General features: G+C 68.5%; 15 protein-coding genes. 8 read left to right on the forward strand and 7 right to left on the reverse strand.

Features of this window, described 5'->3' with window-relative positions; translation table 11 throughout:
• Positions 1–92 precede the first annotated feature (92 nt).
• From ag85A to ACEL92_RS01290, 7 genes are all read left to right on the forward strand, one after another.
• Complete coding sequence (gene ag85A / locus ACEL92_RS01260; RefSeq protein ID WP_374023874.1) at positions 93–1142, forward strand: diacylglycerol acyltransferase/mycolyltransferase Ag85A; 1050 nt, start codon at positions 93–95, stop codon at positions 1140–1142.
• A gap of 157 nt (positions 1143–1299) precedes the next feature.
• Complete coding sequence (locus ACEL92_RS01265) at positions 1300–2202, forward strand: esterase family protein (protein ID WP_374026421.1); 903 nt, start codon at positions 1300–1302, stop codon at positions 2200–2202.
• 191 nt (positions 2203–2393) lie between these two features.
• Complete coding sequence (locus ACEL92_RS01270) at positions 2394–3404, forward strand: cutinase family protein (RefSeq protein ID WP_374023875.1); 1011 nt, start codon at positions 2394–2396, stop codon at positions 3402–3404.
• 288 nt (positions 3405–3692) lie between these two features.
• A complete protein-coding gene (gene fadD32, locus ACEL92_RS01275) occupies positions 3693–5591 on the forward strand; it encodes a long-chain-fatty-acid--AMP ligase FadD32 (protein WP_374023876.1) in 1899 nt (632 codons plus the stop codon).
• An 11-nt stretch (positions 5592–5602) separates the two neighbouring features.
• Positions 5603–10945, forward strand: coding sequence for a polyketide synthase Pks13 (gene pks13, locus ACEL92_RS01280; RefSeq protein ID WP_374023877.1), 5343 nt, complete (start codon positions 5603–5605; stop codon positions 10943–10945).
• Between the two features lie 65 nt (positions 10946–11010).
• Complete coding sequence (locus ACEL92_RS01285; RefSeq protein ID WP_374026422.1) at positions 11011–12516, forward strand: acyl-CoA carboxylase subunit beta; 1506 nt, start codon at positions 11011–11013, stop codon at positions 12514–12516.
• 36 nt (positions 12517–12552) lie between these two features.
• Complete coding sequence (locus ACEL92_RS01290) at positions 12553–13923, forward strand: tetratricopeptide repeat protein (protein ID WP_374023878.1); 1371 nt, start codon at positions 12553–12555, stop codon at positions 13921–13923.
• A gap of 25 nt (positions 13924–13948) precedes the next feature.
• Here the strand turns inward: ACEL92_RS01290 and ACEL92_RS01295 are convergent, their stop codons facing one another.
• The gene (locus tag ACEL92_RS01295; protein WP_374023879.1) at positions 13949–14794 is read right to left on the reverse strand and encodes a helix-turn-helix transcriptional regulator; all 846 of its coding nucleotides are present in this window, start codon (positions 14792–14794) and stop codon (positions 13949–13951) included.
• A gap of 112 nt (positions 14795–14906) precedes the next feature.
• Here ACEL92_RS01295 and ACEL92_RS01300 point away from each other — a divergent pair, with 112 nt between their 5' ends.
• Complete coding sequence (locus ACEL92_RS01300) at positions 14907–15842, forward strand: SDR family NAD(P)-dependent oxidoreductase (RefSeq protein WP_374023880.1); 936 nt, start codon at positions 14907–14909, stop codon at positions 15840–15842.
• Here ACEL92_RS01300 and ACEL92_RS01305 read toward each other — a convergent pair.
• From ACEL92_RS01305 to ACEL92_RS01330, 6 genes are all read right to left on the reverse strand, one after another.
• Positions 15835–17619: an acyl-CoA dehydrogenase family protein gene (locus tag ACEL92_RS01305; RefSeq protein ID WP_374023881.1), complete on the reverse strand. Its 1785-nt coding sequence runs from the start codon at positions 17617–17619 to the stop codon at positions 15835–15837. The genes ACEL92_RS01300 and ACEL92_RS01305 overlap by 8 nt on opposite strands.
• Positions 17620–17629: 10 nt before the next feature.
• On the reverse strand, positions 17630–18028 hold the full coding sequence (locus ACEL92_RS01310) for an FHA domain-containing protein (RefSeq protein WP_374026423.1): 399 nt from the start codon (positions 18026–18028) through the stop codon (positions 17630–17632).
• 44 nt (positions 18029–18072) lie between these two features.
• The gene (locus tag ACEL92_RS01315; protein ID WP_374023882.1) at positions 18073–18531 is read right to left on the reverse strand and encodes a hypothetical protein; all 459 of its coding nucleotides are present in this window, start codon (positions 18529–18531) and stop codon (positions 18073–18075) included.
• A 108-nt stretch (positions 18532–18639) separates the two neighbouring features.
• Positions 18640–19107 carry a hypothetical protein gene (locus tag ACEL92_RS01320; protein ID WP_374023883.1) on the reverse strand — a complete coding sequence of 156 codons (468 nt, stop codon included), beginning with the start codon at positions 19105–19107 and terminating at the stop codon, positions 18640–18642.
• A 191-nt stretch (positions 19108–19298) separates the two neighbouring features.
• Positions 19299–22526 carry an arabinosyltransferase domain-containing protein gene (locus ACEL92_RS01325; RefSeq protein ID WP_374023884.1) on the reverse strand — a complete coding sequence of 1076 codons (3228 nt, stop codon included), beginning with the start codon at positions 22524–22526 and terminating at the stop codon, positions 19299–19301.
• Positions 22523–25858 carry an arabinosyltransferase domain-containing protein gene (locus tag ACEL92_RS01330; protein WP_374023885.1) on the reverse strand — a complete coding sequence of 1112 codons (3336 nt, stop codon included), beginning with the start codon at positions 25856–25858 and terminating at the stop codon, positions 22523–22525. The genes ACEL92_RS01325 and ACEL92_RS01330 overlap by 4 nt, the downstream gene beginning before the upstream one ends.
• Between the last annotated feature and the right edge of the window lie 66 nt (positions 25859–25924).

Below are 25924 nucleotides of genomic sequence, written 5' to 3' on the forward strand. Positions count from 1 at the left end.
GAGCACTGCTGCGCGGAGATCGTATGCAGTACGACCCAAATCATGGACGCGTCCGGATGATCGGCGCGCCGAATAAGGATGAGGAAGCAAGGATGACGCTTGTCGACAGGTTTCGCGGCGCCGTGGCAGGTATGCCGCGGCGGCTCGTGGTGGCGGCCGCTGGTGCGGCGCTGCTCTCGGGCCTGATTGGCGCCGTGGGGGGCTCGGCGACCGCTGGTGCCTTCTCGCGCCCCGGTCTGCCGGTGGAATACCTGCAGGTTCCTTCCGCCGGAATGGGCCGCGATATCAAGGTTCAGTTCCAAAGCGGTGGGGCCAACTCGCCCGCGCTGTACCTGCTCGACGGCATGCGCGCGCAGGACGACTTCAACGGCTGGGACATCAACACCCCGGCGTTCGAGTGGTACAACCAATCCGGCATCTCGGTTGCGATGCCCGTCGGGGGCCAGTCCAGCTTCTACTCCGACTGGTACAAGCCCGCCTGCGGCAAGGCCGGCTGCACCACCTACAAGTGGGAGACCTTTCTGACCAGCGAGCTGCCGCAGTACCTGTCGGCGCAGAAGCAGGTCAAGCCGACCGGCAGCGCCGTGGTCGGTCTGTCGATGGCCGGTTCGTCGGCGCTGATCCTCGCTGCCTACCACCCGCAGCAGTTCGTCTACGCCGGCTCGCTGTCGGCGCTGCTGGACCCGTCGCAGGGGATGGGGCCGTCGCTGATCGGGCTGGCCATGGGAGACGCCGGTGGTTACAAGGCCGCCGACATGTGGGGTCCGAAGGAGGACCCGGCGTGGGCCCGCAACGACCCGTCGCTTCAGGTCGGCAAACTGGTCGCCAACAACACCCGGATCTGGGTGTACTGCGGTAACGGCAAGCCGTCGGACCTCGGTGGCGACAACCTGCCCGCCAAGTTCCTCGAAGGCTTTGTGCGGACGTCCAACCTGAAGTTCCAGGACGCCTACAACGGCGCCGGTGGCCACAACGCGGTGTGGAACTTCGACGCCAACGGCACCCACGACTGGCCCTACTGGGGCGCGCAGCTGCACGCCATGCTGCCCGACCTGCAGTCGACGCTGGGCGCAACCCCGGGCGCCGGGCCGGCCACGGCCGCCGCGGCTGCCGGGAATGGCACCAACGGCCAGGGCACCTAAGCCCACCAACAACGCGACTGGCGGCGGGAACCCTTCGGGGTTTCCGCCGCCAGTTGTTTTGGCGTGTGATTTGTTTCACTACCCCGCGGGCGGGGGAACTACGGCGCTGGCTAATGTGCTCGTCAGCGACTAGACGATGGAGGGTGACATGAGGGTCGTGCGGGGTGCGTCAGCGCTACTTCGGGTGTTCTCCGTAGCGGCGTTGGCGATCGTGCTGATCGGTGTGACCGTGACGGGCGGGCAGGCCGGCAAGGCGAGGGCGGCCGGCTACGAAAGCTTGATGGTGCCGTCGGCCGCGATGGGGCGCGACATCCCGGTGGCCTTCCTGGGCGGCGGACCGCACGCGGTCTATCTGCTGGACGCCTTCAATGCGGCCCCCGACGTCAGCAACTGGGTCACCGCGGGCAACGCGATGAACACGCTCGGCGGAAAGGGCATCTCGGTGGTGGCGCCCGCGGGCGGGGCTTGGAGCATGTACACCAACTGGGAGCAGGACGGCAGCAAGCAGTGGGACACCTTCTTGTCCAGCGAGCTGCCGAACTGGTTGGCCGCCAACAAGGGCCTGGCGCCCGGTGGTCACGCCGCCGTGGGCGCCTCGCAGGGCGGCTACGGCGCGATGGCGCTCGCCGCGTTCCACCCCGACCGCTTCGGGTTCGCGGGCTCGTTGTCCGGGTTCCTGTACCCGTCGAGCACCAACTATAACGGCGCGATTCTGGCCGGTTTGCAGCAGTTCGGCGGTGTGGACGGTAACGGGATGTGGGGCGCCCCGCAGTTGGGTCGGTGGAAGTGGCACGACCCCTATGTGCACGCGTCGTTGCTGGCGCAGAACAACACCCGCGTGTGGGTCTACAGCCCGACGAACATGGGCGGCGACGACGCCGCCATGATCGGCCAGGCGGGCGCGGCCATGGGCAGCTCCCGCGAGTTCTATCAGCAGTACCGCAGCAACGGGGGCCACAACGGTCACTTCGACTTTCCGGGCGGTGGCGACAACGGGTGGGGCTCGTGGTCGGGTCAGCTCGGGGCGATGTCGGGCGACATCGTCGGCGCCATTCGGTAGCAAGTCGCTGCCCGGCTGAGTGGCGGCGATCGCAAGCGCGGCGGAGCCGGGCGTTGGGGGCACCCCCGCGGAGCTGGGGGACGGGTCGCTGCCCGGCCGAGGTAGTCCCGCGAGCCGGTACCGTGTAGAGGTGCAGCAGGGGTCGGGAGGACCGCTTCGCTGCGATCCACCGACTCTGCTAGCGGGAGAACATGGCCACCAACGCCCGGCGTAAGCGCCACCGAGCCCTCGCCTGGACCGCCGCCTTGGCGATGGCGGGGGTGGTGTTGTTGGTCATCGTGCTCGTGGTCGTCATGCTGCGCAGCCGCGAATCACCGCCCAGCGCCGTGCCGCCGGGCGTCCTGCCGTCGCCGTCCACGACCACTCACCCGCACAAGCCCCGGCCCGCTTCGCAAGACGCGTCGTGCCCCGACGTTCAGCTGGTCAACGTCCCCGGCACCTGGGAGTCCGCCCCGCAGGACGATCCGCTCAACCCGATGCAATTCCCCAACGCGCTGCTGCACAAGGTGACCGCGACGATCACCCAGCAATTCCCCGCGTCCCGGGTGCAGGAGTACACCACCCCCTACACCGCGCAGTTCCACAACCCGCTCAGCGGCGACACGCAGATGTCGTACAACGAAAGCCGCGCCGAAGGCACCCGCGCGACGGTCCAGGCGATGACGGACATGAACGCCAAGTGCCCGCTGACCAGTTACGTGCTGATGGGCTTCTCGCAGGGCGCGGTGATCGCCGGGGACATCGCCAGCGACATCGGCAACGGTCGCGGACCCGTCGACGACGACCTGGTGCTCGGTGTGACGTTGATCGCCGACGGTCGCCGCCAGCCCGGCGTGGGCAACGACATCGGGCCCAACCCGCCCGGGCAGGGCGCCGAGGTCACGCTGCACGAGGTGCCGGTGCTCTCCGGCCTGGGCCTGACCATGACCGGCGCGCGGCCCGGGGGGTTCGGCGCGCTCAACGACAAAACGAATGAGATCTGCGCGCCGGGCGACCTCATCTGCGCCGCCCCGGACGAGGCGTTCAGCGTGGCCAACCTGCCCAACACCCTCAACACCCTGGCCGGCGGCGCCGGCCAGCCCATCCACGCGTTGTATGCGACCACCCAGTTCTGGAACCTGGACGGGCAGCCGGCCACCGATTGGACGCTGAACTGGGCTCAAGGACTGATCGCCAACGCGCCGCATCCCAAACATGGATGACCTGGCCGCGGGACACAGCCGTCAGGAGCCCGTTGCCGGTGCAGATCAGCGGTACCTTGTGATTTGGTGTGCTGCGGGCCGCCCCTTAACATTAAGAGGAATTTAAGAGCTATAACACTTTGTTGCGGACCGATCCTGGTGGAAGCCGGCCTGGATGAACAGGGGGTCGGCGCCCGCGGCGCCGCGCGAGGACTGGCCCGCGTAGAAATGGAAGCCGTCGGCATGGCCGACCGAAGGACAACAAGCCGGCGTAGCGCCGGCCTAAAACAGGTGTGACAGGAGAGCGGAATGCCGTACCACAACCCGTTCATCGTGAATGGAAAGATCAGGTTCCCGGACAACACCAACCTGGTCAAGCACGTTGAGAAGTGGGCGAGGGTTCGCGGCGACAAGCTGGCCTACCGGTTTATCGACTACTCCACCGAGCGCGACGGGGTGTACCGCGACATCGTCTGGCGCGACTTCAGCGCCCGCAACAGGGCGGTGGGCGCTCGGCTGCAGCAGGTCACCCAGCCCGGTGACCGCATCGCCATCCTGTGCCCCCAGAATCTGGACTACCTCATCGCCTTCTTCGGCGCGCTGTACGCCGGCCGGATCGCGGTGCCGCTGTTCGACCCGGGCGAGCCGGGCCACGTGGGGCGGCTGCACGCGGTGCTCGACGACTGCACGCCGTCGACCATCCTGACCACCACGGAGGCCGCGGAAGGCGTCCGCAAATTCATCCGCGCGCGCGCAGCCAAGGAACGGCCCCGCGTGATCGCCGTCGACGCGGTGCCCACCGAGGTGGCGTCCACCTGGGTCGAGCCCGAGGCCGACGAGAACACGATCGCCTACCTGCAGTACACCTCCGGCTCCACCCGTACCCCGACCGGCGTGCAGATCACCCATCTGAACCTGCCCACCAACGTGCTGCAGGTGCTCAACGGCCTCGAGGGCAAGGAAGGAGACCGCGGCCTGTCCTGGCTGCCGTTCTTCCACGACATGGGCCTGATCACGGCGCTGCTGTCGCCCGTGCTCGGCTACAACTTCACGTTCATGACCCCGGCCGCGTTCGTGCGCCGGCCCGGCCGCTGGATTCGGGAGATGGCGCGCAAGCCCGAAGACGCCCCGAACTGCGAAGTCGTCACCGTCGCGCCGAACTTCGCGTTCGAGCACGCCGCGGTGCGCGGCGTGCCCAAGGACGGCGAACCACCGCTGGACCTGAGCAACGTCAAGGCGATCCTCAACGGCAGCGAGCCCGTGTCCCCGGCGTCGATGCGCAAGTTCTACGAGGCATTCAAGCCGTACGGCCTGCGCGAGACGGCGATCAAGCCGTCCTACGGCCTGGCCGAGGCCACGCTGTTCGTCTCCACCACACCGATGGACGAGGCGCCCACGGTCATCCACGTCGACCGCGACGAGCTCAACAAGCAACGCTTCGTCGAGGTGGCCCCCGATTCGCCCAAGGCCGTCGCGCAGGTTTCCGCCGGCATCATCGGCGTCGACGAGTGGGCCGTCATCGTCGACCCCGACACTGCCAGCGAGCTGCCCGACGGGCAGATCGGCGAGATCTGGTTGCACGGCAACAACATGGGCACCGGCTACTGGGGCAAGGAAGACGAGACCACCGAGACCTTCCGTAACCTCCTCAAGTCGCGCATCAGCCAGTCGCACGCCGAGGGCGCCCCGGACGACGGCATGTGGGTGCGCACCGGCGACTACGGCACCTACCACAACGGCCACCTCTATATCGCGGGCCGGATCAAGGACCTCGTCATCATCGACGGCCGCAACCACTACCCGCAGGATCTCGAGTACTCGGCGCAGGAGGCCAGCAAGGCGCTGCGCACCGGCTATGTGGCCGCGTTCTCGGTCCCGGCCAACCAGCTGCCGCAGGTGGTGTTCGACAACCCGCACACCGGCCTCAAGTACGACGCCGAGGACAGCTCCGAGCAGCTGGTGATCGTGGCCGAGCGTGCCCCCGGCACGCACAAGCTCGACTACCAGCCGATCGCGGACGAGATCCGGGCGGCCATCGCCGTCCGGCACGGGGTGACCATTCGCGACCTGCTGCTGGTGCAGGCGGGAACGATTCCGCGCACCTCCAGCGGCAAGATCGGGCGCCGCGCGTGCCGTGCCGCCTACCTCGACGGCAGCCTGCGTAGCGGTGTCGGGTCCCCGACCGCGTTCGCCGGCGCTAACGACTGAACCCTGGAACCATGGCTGAACTAGACGACCCCCAGGACCAGCAGGAGAATCCGCCCGCCAAGAAGACGGACTTAACGGTTCCCGAGATGCGCGAATGGCTGCGCAACTGGGTGGGCCGGGCCGTCGGGAAGTCGCCGGACGACATCGACGAGTCGGTGCCGATGGTCGAGCTCGGCCTGTCGTCGCGCGACGCCGTCGCGATGGCCGCCGACATCGAAGACATGACCGGTGTCACGCTGTCGGTCGCGGTGGCCTTCCAGCATCCGACCATCGAGTCGCTGGCCACCCGGATCATCGAGGGCGAGCCGGAGCTCGACACCTCGGGTGACGACGTCTCCGACTGGACGCGCAACGGCCCCGCCGAGCGTGTCGACATCGCGATCGTGGGCCTGTCGACCCGGTTGCCCGGGGACATGAACACCCCCGACGAGACCTGGAACGCGTTGATGGAGGGCCGCGACGCCATCACCGACCTGCCCGAGGGCCGGTGGGCGGAGTTCCTCGAAGAGCCCCGGCTGGCCGAGCGGATGGCCAAGGCCCGCACGCGCGGCGGCTACCTGAAGGACATCAAGGGCTTCGACTCGGAGTTCTTCGCGGTGGCCAAGACCGAGGCCGACAACATCGACCCGCAGCAGCGGATGGCGCTGGAGCTGACCTGGGAGGCGCTCGAGCATGCCCGCATCCCCGCGTCGAGCCTGCGCGGCAAGCCCGTCGGCGTCTACGTCGGCGTCTCCAACAACGACTACAGCTTCCTGGCGGTGTCCGACCCGACCGTCGCGCATCCCTACGCCATCACCGGCACCGCGACGTCGATCATCGCCAACCGGGTCTCCTACTTCTACGACTTCCGCGGTCCGTCCGTGGCCGTCGACACTGCCTGTTCGAGCTCGCTGGTGGCCGCCCACCAAGCGGTCCAGGCGCTGCGCAACGGCGAGTGTGACGTGGCCGTCGCCGGCGGCGTCAACGCGCTGATCACACCGGTCGTCACGCTCGGGTTCGACGAGATCGGCCAGGTGCTCTCGCCCGACGGCCGGATCAAGTCGTTCTCCTCCGACGCCGACGGCTACACCCGCTCCGAGGGCGGCGGCATGCTGGTGCTCAAGCGGGTCGACGACGCCCGCCGCGACGGCGACCAGATCCTCGCGGTGATCGCGGGCAGCGCGGTCAACCACGACGGCCGGTCCAACGGCCTGATCGCCCCCAACCAGGACGCGCAGGCCGACGTGCTGCGCCGGGCCTATAAGGACGCCGGCATCGATCCCCGCAACGTCGACTACATCGAGGCGCACGGCACCGGCACCGTCCTCGGCGACCCGATCGAGGCCGAGGCGCTGGGCCGCGTCGTTGGCCGGGGCCGCCCCGCCGACCGCCCGGCGCTGCTGGGCGCGGTGAAAACCAATGTGGGCCATCTGGAGTCGGCGGCCGGCGCGGCCAGCTTGGCCAAGGTGGTGCTGGCGCTGCAGCACGACAAGCTGCCGCCGTCGATCAACTTCGCCGGCCCCAGCCCCTACATCGACTTCGACGCGATGCGCCTGAAGGTGGTCGACCAGGCGACCGATTGGCCGCGCTACGGCGGCTACGCCCTCGCCGGGGTGTCCAGCTTCGGTTTCGGTGGGGCCAACGCGCACCTGGTGGTGCGCGAGGTCTTGCCCCGTGACGTCGTGGAAAAAGAGGCGCGTGAGCCGGAGCCGGCGCCCGAACAGCAGGCCGCCTCGGAAACCGCCGAGGCCCCCACCATGGAAAGCCACGCGCTGCGGTTCGACGACTTCGGCAACATCATCCCGGATGCCGAGGCGCCCGAGGAGGAAGAGTACGAGCTGCCGGGGGTCACCGACGAGGCGCTGCGGCTCAAGGAGATCGCGCTCGAAGAGCTTGCGGCGCGGGAGGCCGCTGAGCCCACCAAGCCCCTGATCCCGCTCGCCGTGTCGGCGTTTTTGACCTCGCGCAAGAAGGCGGCGGCCGCCGAGCTGGCGGACTGGATGGAAAGCCCGGAGGGGCAGGCGTCGTCGCTGGAATCGATCGGGCGGTCGCTGTCGCGGCGCAACCACGGCCGCTCCCGCGCGGTGGTGCTGGCCCACGACCACGAGGAAGCCATCAAGGGTCTGCGCGCCGTCGCCGAGGGCAAGCAGCGGCCGGGCGTGTTCAGCGTCGACGGGCCCGTGACCAACGGACCGGTGTGGGCGATGGCCGGCTTCGGCGCGCAGCACCGCAAGATGGGGAAGAACCTCTACCTGCGCAACGAGGTGTTCGCCGAGTGGATCGAGAAGGTCGACGCGCTGATCCAGGATGAGCGCGGTTACTCGGTGCTCGAGCTGATCCTGGACGACTCGCACGAGTACGGCATCGAGACGTCCAACGTGGTGATCTTCGCGATCCAAATCGCGCTGGGCGAGTTGCTCAAGCACCACGGCGCCAAGCCCGCCGCGGTGATCGGGCAGTCCCTCGGTGAACCCGCGTCCGCCTACTTCGCCGGCGGGCTGTCGCTGGCCGACGCCGCCCGGGTCATCGCGTCGCGCTCGCACCTGATGGGTGAGGGCGAGGCGATGCTGTTCGGCGAGTACATCCGGTTCATGGCGCTCGTCGAGTACTCCGCCGACGAGCTCAAGACGGTGTTCGCCGACTTCCCGGGCCTGGAGGTGTGCGTCTACGCGGCGCCCACCCAGACGGTCATCGGCGGCCCGCCCGAACAGATCGACGCGATCGTCGCCCGGGCCGAGGCCGAGGGCCGTTTCGCCCGCAAGCTGCAGACCAAGGGCGCCGGCCACACCTCGCAGATGGATCCGCTGCTCGGCGAGTTCTCCGCGGAGTTGCAGGGCATCGAGCCGATGACGCCCACCGTGGGGATCTTCTCGACGGTGCACGAGGGCACCTACATCAAGCCCGATGGCGAGCCGATCCACGACGTCGCCTACTGGGTCAAGGGGATGCGGCACTCGGTGTACTTCACGCACGGCGTCCGCAACGCCGTGGACAGCGGGTTCACCACCTTTTTGGAGCTGGCGCCCAACCCGGTGGCGCTCATGCAGATCGGCCTGACCACCGCCGCGGCCGGGTTGCACGACGCGCAGCTGATCCCGACGCTGGCCAAGAAGCAGGACGATGTCGAGGCGATGATCGCGGCCATGGCCCAGCTCTACGTCTACGGCCACGACCTGGACATCTGGACGCTGTTCAGCCGGGCGTCCGGTCCCGAGGACTACGCCAACATTCCGCCGACCCGGTTCAAGCGCAAGGAGCACTGGCTGGACGTGCACTTCGCGCACGGCAGCAGCTCGGTGCTCATGCCGGGCAACCACGTCGCCCTGCCGGACGGCCGCCACGTCTGGGAGTACAACCCCCGGGGCCTGACGGACCTGCCCGCGTTGGTGAAAGCCGCCGCGTCGGAGGTCCTTCCGGACGCGCAGCTGGCGGCCGCCGAGCAGCGTGCGGTGCCCGGCGAGGGCGCTCGGCTGGTGACGACGCTGACCCGGCACCCGGGCGGCGCATCGGTGCAGGTGCACGCCCGCATCGACGAGTCCTTCACGCTCGTGTACGACGCGCTGGTGACCCGCGCCGGTGAAGGCGGTGTCGCCCTGCCGGCCGCGGTCGGCGCGGCCGCGGCGATCACCGCTCCGTCCAACGGGGCGGCCGCCGCGCCGGCGGAGTCCGGCGACGAGGCCGAAGCCGAAACCCTGACGGACAGCCTGACCAACCGGTATTTCTCGGCCAGCATGGGCAAGTGGTCCCCGGACTCGGGCGAGACGGTCGCGGAGCGCCTGGGGTTGATCGTCGGCTCCGCCATGGGTTACGAGCCCGAGGACCTGCCGTGGGAGGTGCCGCTGATCGAGCTCGGCCTGGACTCGCTGATGGCGGTGCGGATCAAGAACCGCGTCGAGTACGACTTCGACCTGCCGCCGATCCAATTGACGGCCGTTCGGGACGCCAACCTCTACAACATCGAGGAGCTGATCAAGTACGCGGTCGAGCATCGCGACGAGGTCGAGCAGCTGCACGAGTACCAGCAGACGCACTCGCCCGAGGAGATCGCCAAGGCGCAGGCGCAGTTGATGAGTGGTGCCTCACCCGCCACGGTGGCCGCGCCCGCGCCCGACCCGCAGGCAGAGCCGGAAACCCAGCCGGCGCCGCCGTCGGCGTCCGACATTCCGATCCCGCCGCCACCCACCGACCCGTCCGGGCCGAAGGCGAACGGCGGGCAGCCCGCACCCAACTTGGCCGGCGCCGCCCAAGCGCTGAACCAGGAGGCGGTCACCAAGGCGCTCAACTCCGACGTGCCGCCGCGCGACGCCGCCGAGCGGGTCACGTTCGCGACGTGGGCGATCGTCACGGGCAAGTCCCCGGGCGGCATCTTCAACCCGCTGCCCAAGCTGGATGGCGCGCAGGCCGAGAAGATGGCGCAGCGCCTCTCCGAGCGGGCCGAGGGTTCGATCACCGCGGAGGACGTGCTGACGTCGGAGAACATCGAGGCGCTGGCCGAGAAGGTGCGCACCTACCTTGAGGCCGGTGAACTCGACGGGTTCGTCCGCACCATCCGGGCGCCGCAAAACGACTCGCAGGTACCGGTTTTCGTGTTCCACCCGGCCGGCGGTTCGACGGTGGTCTACGAGCCGCTGCTCAAGCGGTTGCCGCCGGACACCCCGATGTACGGGCTGGAGCGCGTCGAGGGCACCGTGCAGGAACGGGCCGCCCAATACGTGCCCAAGCTGATGGAGATCAACGGGGACAAGCCGTTCATCCTGGTTGGCTGGTCGCTGGGTGGCGCGTTGGCCTACGCCTGCGCGATCGGGCTCAAGCGGATGGGCGCCAACGTGGCGTTCGTCGGCATGATCGACACAGTCCGGGCCGGCGAGGAGATCCCGCAGACCAGGGAAGAAACCCGCAAGCGGTGGGACCGGTACGCGAGATTCGCCGAGCGCACCTTCAACGTCGAGATCCCCGCGATTCCCTACGAGCAGCTCGAGGAGCTCGACGACGAGGGTCAGGTCAAGTTCGTGCTGGATATCGTTCAGCAGAGCGGCGTGCAGGTCCCGGGCGGGATCATCGAGCACCAGCGCACGTCATACCTGGACAACCGCGCCTTGGAGACGGTCCAGATCGAGCCGTACGACGGCCACGTCACCCTCTACATGGCGGATCGCTACCATGACGACGTCATCGAGTTCGAGCCGCGGTATGCCATTCGCCAGCCGGATGGCGGCTGGGGCGAGTACGTGTCCGACCTGGAGGTCGTGCCCATCGGTGGCGAGCACATCCAGGCAATCGACGAGCCGATCATCGCCAAGGTCGGCGCGCACATGACCGAGGCGCTGGAGAACATCGAGGCGGGGCGCCGCCGGAAGAGTGAGGTGGGCAACTAGTGACCGGTGCGGAGCCTTCTCGCGCTCACACGACAGCCGAAAAGCTGGCCGAGCTGCACGTTCGCATGGAGCTGGCCAAGGAGCCCGGCGGTGAGAAGGCCGTCGCCAAGCGCGACAAGAAGGGCATACCCAGCGCCCGGGCCCGCATCCACGCACTGGTCGACCCGGGCACCTTCCTCGAGGTCGGCGCGCTGGCCAAGACACCGAACGACCCGAACGCGCTCTACGGCGACGGCTGCGTCACCGGACACGCCACGATCGACGGCCGGCCGGTCGGGGTGTTCTCCCACGACCAGACGGTGTTCCAGGGCACTGTCGGCGAGATGTTCGGCCGCAAGGTCGCGCGCCTGATGGAATGGTGCGCGATGATCGGCTGCCCGATCATCGGCATCCAGGACTCCGGCGGAGCGCGGATCCAGGACGCGGTCACTTCGCTGGCCTGGTACGCCGAGCTGGGCCGCCGCCACGAGGCGCTGTCGGGACTGGTGCCGCAGATCTCGCTCATCTTCGGCAAATGCGCCGGGGGAGCGGTCTATTCGCCGATCCAGGACGACCTGCTGGTCTCGGTGCGCGACCAGGGTTACTTCTTCGTGACCGGTCCCGACGTCATCCGGGAGGTCACCGGCGAGGAGGTCACCCTGGACGAGCTCGGCGGCTCGGACGCGCAGGCTCGCTACGGCAACATCCATCAGGTGGTGGATTCCGAGGCCGAGGCGTTCCAGTACGTGCGGGAGTTCCTGTCGTTCCTGCCCTCGAACTGCTTCGACAAGCCGCCGATCGTCAACCCCGGGTTGGAGCCGGAGGTCACCCCGACCGATCTGGAGCTCGATTCGATCGTGCCGGACTCCGACAACATGGCCTACGACATGCACGAGATCCTGCTGCGCATCTTCGACGACGGCGACTTCCTCGAGGTGGCCGCGCAGCACGGGCCGGCCATCATCACCGGATACGCTCGCGTCGACGGGCACCCGGTGGGCGTGATCGCCAACCAGCCCATGCACCTGTCTGGGTCGATCGACAACGAGGCCTCCGACAAGGCGGCGCGGTTCATCCGGTTCTGCGACGCGTTCAACATCCCGCTGGTCTTCGTGGTGGACACCCCCGGGTTCCTGCCGGGCGCCGAGGAGGAGAAGCGCGGCATCATCAAGCGCGGCGGGCGTTTCCTCTACTCGGTCGTGGAGGCCGACGTGCCGAAGGTGACCATCACCGTCCGCAAGTCCTACGGCGGTGCGTACGCCGTGATGGGGTCCCGGCAGCTGACCGCCGACTTCAACTTCGCCTGGCCGACCGCGCGCATCGCGGTGATCGGCGCCGAGGGCGCCGCGCAGCTGCTGATGAAACGCTTCCCGGACCCGACCACGCCCGAGGCGCAGCAGATCAAGAAGGACTTCATCGAGGGTTACAACCTCAACATGGCGATCCCGTGGACTGCGGCCGAGCGCGGCTTCATCGACGCGGTCATCGATCCACACGACACCCGGCTGTTGCTGCGTAAGTCCATGAAGTTGCTGCGGGACAAGCAATTATGGTTCCGCACAGCGCGAAAGCACGGGCTGATCCCGGTTTAGCGTCAGGCCGAATTCGCCTGCGAGACAGGGATCTGCATGCCGGAGGATCAATATCCCGCAGTTGACCCCGTCGCGGCAGCAGCGCGGCATTGGCAATCGGCGCATGCCACGCTGGGGCCACAACACGAATCGACCTTGGCTGCGCTGCTGGCGCTGGCCGAGGCGCGGCAGAACGCCGGTGACACACTGGGTGCTGTCGGTGACGCCGGCGCAGTCCTCGACGTACGTCGCGATGTGCTCGGACCGGAACACCCGGACACTCTCGCGGTGGCCGGCGCGATCGCGCGGTGGCGCTTCCTCCTCGGTGACATCGGCGCGGTTGATCAACTGCGCGAACTAGTTCCGGCGATGGTTCGTGTGCTGGGCGCTGAGCACCCCGACACGCTGCGGGCAAGCCATGTCGTGGCCTACGCCGAGTATCCCGATGAGGATGCCGGGACCAGGCTGGCGCGCTGGGTGTGGCTGTGCGGCGCCGAAACTCGCGCGTTCGGTGTCGAGCACGAGGTGACGCTTTCGGCGGCCTACATGGTGGCGCAGGCCCGCTACGATCTCGGCGACCCTTTCGGCGCCAGCTCCGATGCGGTGGCCGTAGTCATGTACCGCCGCCAGCTCCTGGGAGAGCATCATCCCGAAACTCTGGCCACCGAACTGGCGCGGCTGGCGTGGCTCGGGGAAGCCACGGGCGTCACCAGTTTCGTCCTCAAGAGCCTCAACAAGCTGATAACGGCCGCCGAAAACGCGCTCGGCCACGACAACGAAATCACCATGCGGGCGCGTTACGTTCTTGCGCTTTGGGCGCCGAAAACGGCAGGCACCGAAGTGGACTGCATCTCCGAGTGGGAAGTACTGGCCGAGGACATCGCCCGCGGCCTCGGCGAGGCGCATCCGCTGAGTGTCGCTGCGCGCGAACAACGTTCAGCGGCGCGCGCCGAGTGGGAGCAGAACCTCAACGAGGTGCGCGACCTCGCCTTCCATTTGTACGTCGACATGGAATCCGAGGAGCGCGACATCGACCAGCCCCCGACGCGGGGGTGGCTGGACACCGGAAACCTCGACGAAGACACGGTCGAGAAGGTGACTGAGGACGCCGACGAGCAGCGGTCCGAGCGCGCCGAGTTGATGGAAAACGTTGTGGCAGCGAAGAGATCGTTGTCCCGAAGCGCCCGCACCGCGGGCAATGACGCCTACGAGACACTGCTGTGGCGTTATTATTTGGCGTGGCTGTTCTGGGAGGGGCACGAATTCGAGGCGGCCGGCCAGCGGACCCGGCGGTTGATCGACGATTGCGTGCGGCTGCTCGGCGGCGACCACGAACTCACGGAGGCGTCGCGAACGATGTTGCAGTTCATCGACACCCACACCTGGACCGGTCTGCCCCTGTTCTGGGATGGCAGCGCGATGGTCTGAAGGGGATCCAGGCTTAGCGCCTGATCTAGTCGACCAGCGACTGGGTCCCCAGGACGATGGCGAGGGCGAGCCGCTCGGCGTCCTCGGTGCCGGGTTCGGCGGTGTAGACCATGATGCGGATGTCGTCGGCGGCGACGATGAACGTGTCGCAGGCGAGGCTGATGCGCCCGACCTCGGGGTGGTCGATCACCTTGTGCCGGCCGAAGTCCTGGTGTGGTTGCGGCGCGCCGGTCTCCCAGAGCTCGACGAACCGCGGGCTGTGCGCGGCGAGCTCGCGGATCAGCGACTTCAACCGCTGGTCGGCGGGATAGCGGGCGGCGGTCAACCGCAGATCGGCGACCAAGCCGGCCTCCAACTCGGCCCTCTCCCGAGGGCTGTGAACGGCTCGGTTCCCGGGGCCGACGAGGTTGCGCCAAAGGCTATTTCGCTCGTTTCCCCGCCATGCCGTGGTGGGCCCCATCAGCGCGTCATACGGGGCGTTGGCGACCAGGAGCGTCCAGGTGGCGTCGAAGACGGCGACCGGCGTGTTCGCCAGCCGGTCCAGGATTCGCTGGACGCTGGGCGTCACCCGCGACGACACCATGTGCTGCCCGGGCGTGGCGTGCCCGGCCAGCCGGAAAAGCAATTCGCGCTCGGAGTCGGACACCCGCAACGCACGGGCGAGGGCCTCGACGACCTGGACCGAAGGTGAAATAGCCCGGCCCTGTTCGAGCCTGGTCAGGTAGTCCACTGAGATCCCGGCCAGCGCCGCGAGCTCTTCGCGGCGCAGCCCCGCCGCGCGCCGGCGCCCACCGGCCGGGACGCCGACCGCGGCGGGCGCAACGCGGTCACGCCAATGCCGCACCGTTCGCCCGAACCCCCACGTTTCCATCACTTCACTGTGCGGGACACCGGCGTCATAGGAAAGAGGTTGTCCTGGCCCTGCCAGTCCTACGACAACCGGACGACTGCCTGAACATCCGACCGGGGTCAATGCTGCAACCATGAACGACATCCCTTCCGGAACCATCTTGCTCACCGGTCCCACCGGCGGCCTGGGAAAGGCCGCGACGCTGGCCATTGCCCGACGTCCGCCGTCCAATCGTCCCGATCTGCTGCTGGTGGGCAGGCCGGGGCGGGCGCTGACCGACGTGGCCGAGGAGGCCAGGTCGGTGGGCGCGACCGTGCATGAGATCGGCTGCGACCTCTCGCGGCTTTCCGACGTGCGCAGCGCGGGCAGCACCGTTAAAAGTCTGTTGGACGCCGACGCAGTCCGTCCGCTGCGGGGGATAGTGGCCAACGCCGGCCTTTCGGTCGCCGACACCCATACCGCGTCGGCCGACGGATACGAACTGACCTTCGCAGTGAACTATCTGGCGCACGCCCAGCTCATAGGCGCCCTGGTGGACTCGTTGGCTAAGCCGTCGCGCGTCGTGCTGGTGGGCTCGAACACGTACTATCAGAACATCTTCCGGCGATTACTCAGAGTGCCGCCGGCACATTGGCGCGATCCGCTCGAACTTGCCCGACCCACCGCGGCGGACGTTCCGTCGACATTCGAGAAGTGCGGGATCGCATACTCCAATTCCAAACTTGCGCTGTTCTACTACGCGCACGAACTGCAGCGACGAGCACCGGAGGGAATCAATGTGACGGTGTTCGAGCCGGGCTTCATGCCGGGCACCGGCCTGAGCAGGGCCCACGGCCCCGGCGTGCAGCGGGTGGGGCGCCTGATCGAGCGCATCCCCGGGGTATCTTCGCCGCGCGGGTCTGGCCCCGCGCTGGCATCGATCGTGCTCGACCGCCGGTTCGAACATCTACGCGACGGCGCGTTCGTCGTCAAAACCCAAGAGCGCCCGGTGAAACCGTTCGCGCAGGACCGCCAGCGCGAAACGCGGCTGTGGGAGGCCACCGCCGAACTGCTCCACGCCGCTAAGTGACCGCTTCCCCCGCCAGCGCGCCGTCGACCAGTTCGTCGAAGCGCTCCAGCGCCTCGTCGGACTCGACGTCAATGCCGCGCAGCGCCCCGCGATCCGCAAGGTAGCGCTGCGCATAAAGCCGGGCGACCAGCGCCTTACGCTCGCCGCCGCGGGTCTCGCGTTCCCAGGCGGCCTGCTCGGTGAGCAGCGCGCCGGCGTACACATCGCCCATGAACTGAGCCAGCGGGAACAGCCGCGCCTCGGCCATGTCGCGGTCCAGCTTGGACCACGCCGTGATGGCCGCGTCGAGGTCCTCGATGCGCCCGGCGACCAGCCGCGTGGTGTCGTCGTAGTCCGACACCGACACCGCATCGCGCAGCCGCGCCAACAACGCCTCGTGCGCGCGGGTCTGCTCGATGCCGCGCCGCACATCCAGGCACAGGATGTTGTCCGGCCCCTCCCAGATGGTGTTCACCTGTGCGTCGCGCAGCAGCCGGGCCACCGGCCAGGTCTCGATATAGCCGTTGCCGCCGTGGATTTCGATCGCGTCGGACGCCGCGGTGATGCCGAGCCGGCAAGCCTTGAGCTTGGTGACCGGCACGGCGATGCGTTGCCGCATGCCGCGGGGCTGGCGATGGTTGGTCGCGCCGGTGCCGTCGAAGACCATCGCTTGCGCGGCTTCGACGTCGACAATCATCTCCGCGAGCTTGCGCCGCATCAGCGGCTTGTCGATCAGCGCGCCGCCGAACGCGTGCCGTTGGCGGGCGTAGCACAGCGACTCGACCAGGGCGCGGCGCGCGTTACCGAGCCCGAAAAGCGCGATGCCGAGGCGCGCGGCGTTGGTCAGCTCCATCATGCGGCCCAAGCCCTTGCCGTCCGACGGGCCCGCCTCGCCGCTGGGCTCCCCGGACAGCAGAAACGCCTCCGCGTCAACGAATTCCACCTCGCCGGAGGCCACCGAACGGGTACCGAGCTTGTCCTTCAGGCGGCGCACCCGCACCCCGTTGCGTGACCCGTCGCGCCGGGTGCGCAGCACCAAAAAGTTGGCGACGCCGCGTGTCGAGTCGGGCGCACCCTCCGGCTTGGCCAGTACGACGAAGGCCTCCCCGGCGCAGTTGGAGGCAAACCACTTGAACCCATTGAGAAGCCAGGCATCCCCGGCGCGAGTCGCCGTCGTCTCCAGCGTGCCCAGGTCCGAGCCGCCGGTGCGTTCGGTCAGCAGTTGCGCGGTCTCCCCGGCCCACTCGCCGGAGGCGAATTTGGCCAGCACGTGCTCGCGCACGTCGGCCGGCGCGTACGCGGCCACCAGCGAGGAGACCATGCCGCCACCGGTGCCCAGCGCGCAGCCCATCCCGATGTCTGCCTGGTTGAGCAGATAATTCGATGCGAACAGGCCCAGCCCCGAGCTCACCTTGGCCGCGCGGGTGTCGTTGCGCAGTGCCTGCTGGGCGTCCAGGACCGCCCGCTTGGACTGGGTGAAAGACGCCGGCATGACGACCCGGCTCACGTCGTGCCCCCACCGGTCATAGCGTTCCAGCCGCGGTGGGTTCTGATCGGTTTCCTCCGCCCATCTCGCGACCGGACCGCCCATCAGCTCGCCCATGCGCACCAAATGCGGCTCCACGACGGCCAGTTCCTCCGGCTGCAGGTAGTACGCCATGGTGAACTGCAGGGTGGGGTCGGTGAGGTACCAGTTGAGGCCGACGGCCCCGCGGTAGTTCTCGGTCCGGTAGCGCTGCGCCTTCTCCTCGGTGGAGAAGGGCAGCCTGTCTAACGCCTCTGCGGCGTAGTCGCTCATGGCTCAGACGCTACGCGCTCGTGAGGAAAACCAGACGGACCCTGCCGATTTGGATTTCGTCGCCGTTGGCGAGCACCGCCGAGTCGACGGGCTCCCGGTTGACGTAGGTATGGTTCATGCTGCCCACGTCGACGACGCGGAATTCACCGCCGTCGCTTCGAAATTCGGCGTGCCGCCGGCTGACAGTGATGTCGTCGAGGTAGATGTCGCTCTCGGGGTGGCGGCCCGCGGAGACGACGTCCGCGGTCAGGGGAAAGCGCGAACCGGCGTTGGGGCCGCGTTTGACGACGAGCAGCGCCGAGCCCGGCGGCAATGCCGAGGTGTCCTCGATCGCGGCGTCGGCGGTGGTCGCCGGCGCGTCGAGCTCGCCGGGCATGGCGCTGCCGATGGCGCCGGTGCGGTCCTCCAATTCTTTGCGCCGAGCTGGCAGGTGCGGCGTCGACCCGGTGTCGCTCACGCGGCTCGCGGCAGGTTCGGGTTGGCCGCCGCCGTTTGCGACGTCGTGCGCTGCGGCGCCGGCAGCCAACCGACGTAGCTCAGGTACAGGCCGACCACGGCGAAGACGACGCACGCCGTGATCCACCAGCCCCGCGCGCCGATCATGTCGTTGGCCAGCGCGGCGAAGAACTTGGGGAAGGCCACCAGCAGTAACCCGCGCAGCACGATCAGCCAGCCGAGCAGGGAAACGGCGACCGCCGCGGCGCCGCGCCAGCTTTGGTGCGCCGCGACGATGGTGAGGCCGAGCAGGAAGATGAAGGCGCCGGTTACGAAGGTCCACATCGAATTCGCCTCGAACTGCGCCAGCAGCGACTGCATGTCCGAGGCGCGCGCCACGGCCGTCACGTCGACGACGACGAGAAAGGGACCGAGCACGCGGCAGAAAAAGCGCGTCGACGGTTGAGAATCGTCCATTGGAGTACCTTTCGTCCGACGCCGGTCACGCGGCGACTCTTTTATCGGAGCACTCGACCGCGGCCTCGAGATAGGGACTTAAGGCACTGCCCGCGGCCAAAGGCGTGGTTATACCGGTGCGACGAACTCCGATGTGTAGAACTCCGCCGGATTCTGCGAGTTAGGGCTGGCCCGCTCGATAATCACCCACACGCCGGTGGTGCCGGGCCGAATGGTGTCTTGCACGGTCGTTGTTCCGTTGCCCGCCGCGTCGATATCCATGCCGGAAAAAGCGGTGCCGGGGTCACCCGGTCCGCAGGTGCTCGACGACGGCCGGGGCATCTGAATCAGCCCGACGTCGAAGTGGGTGCCGGGCCCGGGCTCGTCGTACAGGTGCACCTCGGCCACCGCTCTTGACCCGCTGGTACGGATCACCGCCGAGCCGGTCGCCAGCATCGGGCTCCCCACCTTGGGGTCTACGCCGACGCGGCTGAAATCGCAGCGTCGTAAGTAGTTGTCCAGCACCACTGTGGTGCCACCTTCGGCGTGGGCCCTGACCCCGAACGTCATCGGCCAGGTGATGGCCACCGCGACCATTGCGGCACCTGTGCGGATATGTCTCAGCGCGTACATGGGCCCCACCCGTCCCTCCCGTGTGAACTGGATCACAGCGGTTAGGTGGTAACCGGAATGCGGGAAGATCAAACCAATTCCCGACGATTACTCAATCGTTAATTAATGCGTTATTGGGCGGCTGACCAATTGCGGAAGAAAGGCGTAATAAAGCCTTACGGTTTAATGCGGATCGGCCCCGGGGACCACCAGCCGCTGCGGGTCGCGGTGCCCAGCTCGAGCTGTGCGGGATGGGCGTCGGCGATGGTGTCGAACTTGCGCAGCGATCCCCAGTCCCGGCCCCAGTCGTGCGACAGGTAGGTCGACATCACATGGGCCCGCAGCAGCAGATCGGTGATGCCCAGCAGGCCGCCATTGACACCGTCCTGCCACGTGTCGGTGTCCTGCTTCTTGGCGTTGTAGTCCGGCGTGATGCGGAACCTCGGGATCTCGGTGACACCGTTGACATGCAACATCGGCTGCTGGCACGGGAAGGCCAACCCGACCGCCCAGTCCATCAGCACCGGCTGCGTCGAACCCACGTACTCCTGCAACGAGCGCAGTTCCGGCACCCGCGGCGGGGTGACCGCGATCCAGTCGTCCGGGGTCAGGGACAGGTCCTCGGCGACCAGTCGTACGGCGACGGCGTCGCCGGGGATCTGGGAGCGCGCGAAGCGCAGGTTGCGCCACACCTTGGGTTGCTCACCGTAGAGGTCGTAGGGCACCAGCCTGCCGCCCGGTTGCACGGATCCGCCCGGGCCGGGCCTGCCGAATTCCAGCTCGACCGTCTGGCCGCTGGTGTAGTGGTGCAAGATGCTGTTGCCGGCGATGGTGCCGGCGGCGGTGACGACTACCAGCGGGTGCCCGTCATCCGCCTTCGGGAGCTGATACCACGCGGAGGTGAGCCGGCTCTGCTGTTGCGCCCCGGTCGTGTAGCTGCCGGCCAGCGGAACCTGGGCGGCGTTCAGGCCGTACGGCAGCGGCACCGTCGATCCGTTGATGCCGGGAGCCGTCAGCTTGAGCGGCGCGTCCCAGTCGTAGTCGGTGCCCGGCTGCGGCACCGCCGTCTCCTTGACCGACTCGGCCAGTGTGCGGTCCGGAACGCCGTTGGGAGCGAATCCCGTCGGGTTCACGCCGCCCAACGGCCCCAGCGGACCGTAATCGCCGGGCAGGGGCGCCATGAAGCCGGCGTTACTGTCCGGCTCGACGAGCACGTCGTCGGCCAGGCCGCAGCCTCCACTGAATTCGCGCAGGTTGTCCCAGGCATTGGAGTAGGTGGGGTACTGGCGCACGATGCCGGCCACCATTGACGCCACGAACACCAGCGCCATGAAGCCGGCCGCCAGCGGGATCGGCGCGGCCGTCAGCGCGCGCGCCAACCGGCCCTCGCCGTGGCCGGTGTCGGCGAAGTGCAACCAGGCCGCATACACGGCCGCGATCACGAACAGCGCGAAAAATATTGTGCTGATCGAGATTCCGCCAACCCTCGGCATGCTGCTGTTGAACGGCACGCCGTAGCTGGACACGTACCACCAGCCGTTGGTGGTGGCGAAGCACAGCGCCAGGATGAACAGCACCGCCGCGAGGAACGCCATTCGGTTCCGCGACCAGCGCAGCACCTTCGGCGACACCAGCACCGTCGTCAGAGCGGCCATCGCCGCGCCCACCGCGGCGAACAGCCCGAAGTGATGCACCCACTTGGTGGGGGTGAACATCAAGAAGAACATGGTTCCGAAGATGACGCCCATCAAGCGCCACGCCGGCCCGCGGGCCACGCCCGGAACCCGCTTGCGCCGCAACATGATGAATACGGCGGTGAACAGGCACAGCGCGGTGATCAGGAAGCCGAAGCGGCGGGAGAGCGAACCGTCGACGGTGGGCAGAATCAGGTAGTAGTAGCGCAGGTTTTCGGTGTACCACGCCTGACTGGGTCCGATGGCGGTCCGAATCCTGGTGGCCTCCAACACCGTTGACAACGTCTGATCGGCGAAGACCACGGTCAGGATGACCGTGCCGGCGGCCAGCATGGGCGCCACCAGCGGCAAGGTGCCGACCAGCCGATGCCGGCGGACCAGGATGCGCAGGATCGGACGGCCACCGGCGACCAGCGCGGCCACGGCGATCAATCCGGTGGGCTGGACGCCGAGGGTGAACGCCGCGGTGATGACCGCCAGCGCGGCCGGCGTCAGACGGCTGTAGCGCATGGAGCGCTCGATCAGCACATAGGTGATCAGCGAACCCACGGCGATGATCGGCTCCGGGCGCAGGCCGTTGTCGAACGGCATCCACGCGGTCAGCAGGACCATGCCCGCCGCCCAGTTCGCCGCCTTGCTGCCGGCGACCGCGGGTCCCAGACGGGGCAGCACCTCACGCGAAAGCAGGAGCCAGCAGACGATTCCCGCGATCAGGTCCGGCAGCCGCATCCACAGGCTGGCGTCGCTGACGTGGGTCATCAACGCCAGCAAGTTGTAGTACCAGCCGAACGGGTCCTCCGGACTGCCGAACCAGCGGAAGTAGTTCGACATGTAGCCGGCGCGGTCGGCGACCCGGGCCATGCCCAGGATGTAGCCGTCGTCGGACGAGTTCGCCCCGATCACGTGCCACAGCAGGAACCCGAAGATGACCGTGACGTCGGCCAGGGTGAAGGTGCGCCAGTTCGCCGGAATGAGCCGGCGCATCCGGTGACCGTCCAGCTGGTCGAGGCGCCACAACGCGATCAGCGCGACGATCGTGGACACGATGGCCAGCACCATCGCGGTCAGCTTCAAAGTCGTTGGGGTGGTGGAGAACCGGGTGTCGATCGTGGCCGACAATTTCAGGCCCGGCGGGGCGGGGCCGGTCAGGTCGGTGAACACCCCGACGATCTGCGGCCTCAGGTTCGGGTCGGGGAAACCGCCGCCGATCGGCCTGCCCGCCGAATCGTTCAGTCCGACGAAGGTGGCGAAGGCGCCGGCTTTCGTCGAGGTGATCTCGATGCGCTGACATTGGCTCGACATCACCTGGTCGCGAGACGCGCTGGCGATCACCACATTCCGGTCGGTGACGTCGACACGCTTGGCGTTGACGACGACGAACAACGCGTTCAGCGCGGCGTCCTTGCCCTTCTTGGGCGCCGTACTGAGCACGACCCCACCGTCCGGCGGCAGGGCGCCCACCACCGAGCACGGCACGGTTGCCGTCACGTTCACCGGGGTCAGCGAAATCAGCGGCGCCGTAACGCTGTTCAGCTGGCCGCCCTGCGGCCAGTTGAGGGTGGCGGTGGTCTGCACGACGGGCAGCAATGGCGTCGCGACCGACAGAACGAAGCCGATCAGGCCGGCGATCGTCGCAACCCAGCGCGTCGCCCGCACGTCTTGACGGGCGGTCACCTTGTCTTCCCGGTTGTTCACCGTCGTGACGCTCATGGAAGTGCCCGAATCGGTCCCTGGCGGCTCCAGCCGTGCACTGTCATCACACCCTGTTCGATTGCGGCGTCCGGCGCCTGGTCGGCCGGCACCAGCCGGAAGTACTGCTCCACGGAGCCCCAGTCCCGATACCAGTCGCCGCGAAGATACGTCGAGACCGTCGAGGTGCGCAGCATCGCCTGGGTGACCAGGAACGGGCCGCCGGCCTCGCTGGCCTGCCATCCGTTCGACGACGACGCCGTCTGCTTGTGATCGGGCAGGATCCGGTACTGCGGAAGTTCGGCCACGCCAAGGTGTTCGGAGAACGGGTGCTGGCACGGAAAGTTCGCAGCGGTCGCGATGTCCATCAGCACGGGCGTGCGCGACCCGATCAGCTGCTGCAGGGTTTGCAGCACCGGCACCCGCGGCGGCGTAAACGCGAACCACTGATCGGAGCTCAGGTTCGGGTCGTAGGCGACGATGCGTGCGACGTTGGCCTCGGGCGGCGCCCAGGTCAGGGGGAACCGCAGGTTGCGCCATGCCGGCTCGGGGCCGATGTCGATCGGCTGCACCTCGGCCAGCGGCTGGGTGGTGCCGTCGGGGCGGGTGACTCCCCACTGCAATTTCAGCGACTGCCCGTAGGTGAAGGTGCCGTCCTCCTTGTACGACCAGATCGCGCCCGACGCCGACACCACGACGATCGGCCGGTCCGGGGTGCGGGGCGGCAGCTGGTACCACGCCGACGTCGCCGTGGCGGCCAGCGAGTTCTCGCCGTAGCTGCCCATCACCGGGGTGCGGGCCGGGTCGAGGCCGAACGGCAGCGCCGCGTGAGAGCCGTTGACGCCGGCGGGGCCCTTCCCGCCGGCCGTGCCCGCCGAGTCGCTCATGGCGGCGTTGGGCTTGTTCGGCGACGCATCCGAATTCACCACGCCCGGCTTGGTCACCACCGGGTACGACCGCAGGTCGTCGCCGACGCCGTCGGGCTTGAAGCCGACCGGGTTGACCCCGCCGAGCGGGCCGTCGGGACCGAACGGCTGCCCGGGCGCCGGCGTCAGCATGCCGGCGTTGGGGTCGGGCTCGGCGAGCACGTCGTCGGCCATGGCGCAGCTCTGGCGGGTGGGCCCCGCAAGAACATCAGCGATGGCGGCGAGGTTGGCCTTGCCGGTGGTGTAGAGCGGGTAGCGGAACACCGCGCCCTTGGTCAGCGAGGCGACTTCGCCCACCACCATGATGCTCGCGACCACGAGCAGCGGGGTCGACGCCAGCACCCGGTTGCGCCGGTTGTCCTTGACTTCGGTGTGGCCGGCGTAGTCCATGCGGAAGTGCTGCCACGCGGCGAGTAGCCCGGTGAGGATCGACAACGTCAGGAACATCGACGTCACCGGGTGGCTCGCGATCACCGGCTGGATGTCATACCAGGGCACCCCGTAGTTGCCGACGTAGAACCAGCCGTTGATGCCCGAGGTCGCCACGGCCACGACGAACAGCAGCGCCGTGACATACAGCGTCAGGTTGCGGCGGTTGTGCAGGCCGATCCGCGAAAGCGCGAACGCGGTGACCGCCCCCAACGCGCCCGCCAGTCCGGCGAAGGCGCCGAACTGGACCGCCCACTTCGTCGGGGTGAACGTCAGGAGCAGGAGGCCGATGGCGGTGGTGCCGATCAGTCGCCAGGCCGGGCCGCTGGCCACCCCGGGCACCCGCCCCCGCCGCAGCAGGATGACCAGCATCCCGAACAGGCATAGCAGCAGCACCAGCACCGCGAATCGCCTCGCCATCGACCCGTCAGGGTTGGACTCCACCGTGAGGAAGTAGTAGCGAAGCCAGTCCTGGTACCACGCGATCGTCGGACCGACCTTGTACTTGATGCGCGCCGACTCGGCGACATTGGCCAGCGTCTGACCATGGAACACCACGACGGTGATCAGCGACAGCGACCCCGCGAGCACCGCCAGCGGCGCGATCAGCCCGTCGGTCGCCCGGCGCCGCCGGACCGTGCGGGCGATGGCCCGCGAACCGGTCAGCAGCGCGGCGACGGCGATCAGGCCCTGCGGCGCCAGCGTCACGGTGAGCATCGCGACGAAGATCGCGACCGCGGCCGGGGCCAGGCGCTGCAGCGCGATCGCCCGCTCCACCAGCATCCAGGTGACCAACACCCCGAGGGCGATCAGCGGCTCGGGCCGCAGCCCGTTGTTGAAAGGCAACCAGGCGGCCAGGAACACCGCGCCCGCGGTGAAGACCGCCACCCGATTCGCCGCCAGGCCGCCCGTGCCGGGGCCCAGCCTGCGTAGGACCCAGTGGCTGATCACCAGCCAGCACGCGATCCCGGCCAGCGTGGCGGGCAGCCGCATCCACACCCCGGCGGTGCTCACCGACGCCAGCTTGGACAGCACCCCCAGGTACCAGTCGAACGGCGCGTCCGTCGTACCGAAGTAGCGGTAGTAATCGACGATGTAGCCGGCCTTCGGGGAGACCCGGGCGATGGTCAGGTTGTAGCCGTCGTCGGACGAGGTGGCGCCGATGACGTGCCAGACCAGCAGCGTCGCGATCACCCCGACATCGGCGATCCAGGTTGCGAGGCCGACGCGGCGCCAGGAACTCCACCGCTCCCGGGGGCGATACCGGGCGAGCCAGGCGATCGGCGACCGCCAGTTGACCAGCGTGCCGCCGCCGCGGCTGCGACGGTCGAGGGCGGCAAGCGCAATGACGGCGGTCAGCACGGCCAGCGCGCCCACGGCCATCGCGAGCTGCTTGAGGGCGGTCGGGGCGGTGATGAAGCGCGTGTCGATGTCGATGCGGGCCGACAGCCCCGGCTGGGCCGGCACCTTCAGGTCCGTGAAGATGCCGCCGACTTGTGGTTTCTTCTCCGAGGGCAGCCTGCCCGCGGCGCCGGGCATGCCCACGAACTCGGCACCCGCCGCGCCCGCGTTGGCCCAGACGCGCAGCACGCTACAGGCCCCGCCGGCGACCGCCGCCCGCGGCGCGGCCGCGGCCACGGTGTCGCGGAACGCGACGACCACCAGGTCCTTGTCTGCCCGCACGAACAGCCCGTCCTTGCCGGCGTCGATGCCGCCGGCGGGCAGGGTCGAGACCACCAGCCCGCCGTTGGCGGGCAGGGTGGCGATCGCCGCGCACGGGATGGAGATGTCGAGCGCGCGCGGCGCCCCGGACACCAGGGGTGCGGTGATCTGGGTAACGTGCCCGTCCATGACGCCCTGCGGCCACAGCACCGTCGCGGTGGTCTGCTTGACGGGAAGCAACGGGACGAGCGCGCACAACAGCAGCCCCACGATGCCCGCGACGGCGGCCACGAACCGCGGGATCCGCTGCGATCGCTGATAACCGTCGTGGGGCACGAGGCTCGATCGTAAGCGAAGCAGCTTTGTCCCCGGAGGACGCGGGGCCGCGCGGGGCGGCGCGGC

This window comes from Mycobacterium hainanense (genome assembly GCF_041890355.1).
In the GTDB taxonomy this organism is placed as follows: Bacteria; Actinomycetota; Actinomycetes; order Mycobacteriales; family Mycobacteriaceae; genus Mycobacterium; species Mycobacterium hainanense.

Bases quoted from the DNA above. Each gene is read 5' to 3' on its own strand.
- ACEL92_RS01325 (WP_374023884.1), bottom strand. From the start codon at position 22,526: ATGAGCGTCACGACGGTGAACAACCGGGAAGACAAGGTGACCGCCCGT.
- ACEL92_RS01295 (WP_374023879.1), bottom strand. From the start codon at position 14,794: ATGGAAACGTGGGGGTTCGGGCGAACGGTGCGGCATTGGCGTGACCGC.
- ACEL92_RS01290 (WP_374023878.1), top strand. From the start codon at position 12,553: ATGCCGGAGGATCAATATCCCGCAGTTGACCCCGTCGCGGCAGCAGCG.
- ACEL92_RS01305 (WP_374023881.1), bottom strand. From the start codon at position 17,619: ATGAGCGACTACGCCGCAGAGGCGTTAGACAGGCTGCCCTTCTCCACC.
- ACEL92_RS01285 (WP_374026422.1), top strand. From the start codon at position 11,011: ATGGAGCTGGCCAAGGAGCCCGGCGGTGAGAAGGCCGTCGCCAAGCGC.
- ACEL92_RS01320 (WP_374023883.1), bottom strand. From the start codon at position 19,107: ATGGTCGCGGTGGCCATCACCTGGCCGATGACGTTCGGGGTCAGGGCC.
- pks13 (WP_374023877.1), top strand. From the start codon at position 5,603: ATGGCTGAACTAGACGACCCCCAGGACCAGCAGGAGAATCCGCCCGCC.
- ag85A (WP_374023874.1), top strand. From the start codon at position 93: ATGACGCTTGTCGACAGGTTTCGCGGCGCCGTGGCAGGTATGCCGCGG.
- fadD32 (WP_374023876.1), top strand. From the start codon at position 3,693: ATGCCGTACCACAACCCGTTCATCGTGAATGGAAAGATCAGGTTCCCG.
- ACEL92_RS01315 (WP_374023882.1), bottom strand. From the start codon at position 18,531: ATGGACGATTCTCAACCGTCGACGCGCTTTTTCTGCCGCGTGCTCGGT.
- ACEL92_RS01270 (WP_374023875.1), top strand. From the start codon at position 2,394: ATGGCCACCAACGCCCGGCGTAAGCGCCACCGAGCCCTCGCCTGGACC.
- ACEL92_RS01300 (WP_374023880.1), top strand. From the start codon at position 14,907: ATGAACGACATCCCTTCCGGAACCATCTTGCTCACCGGTCCCACCGGC.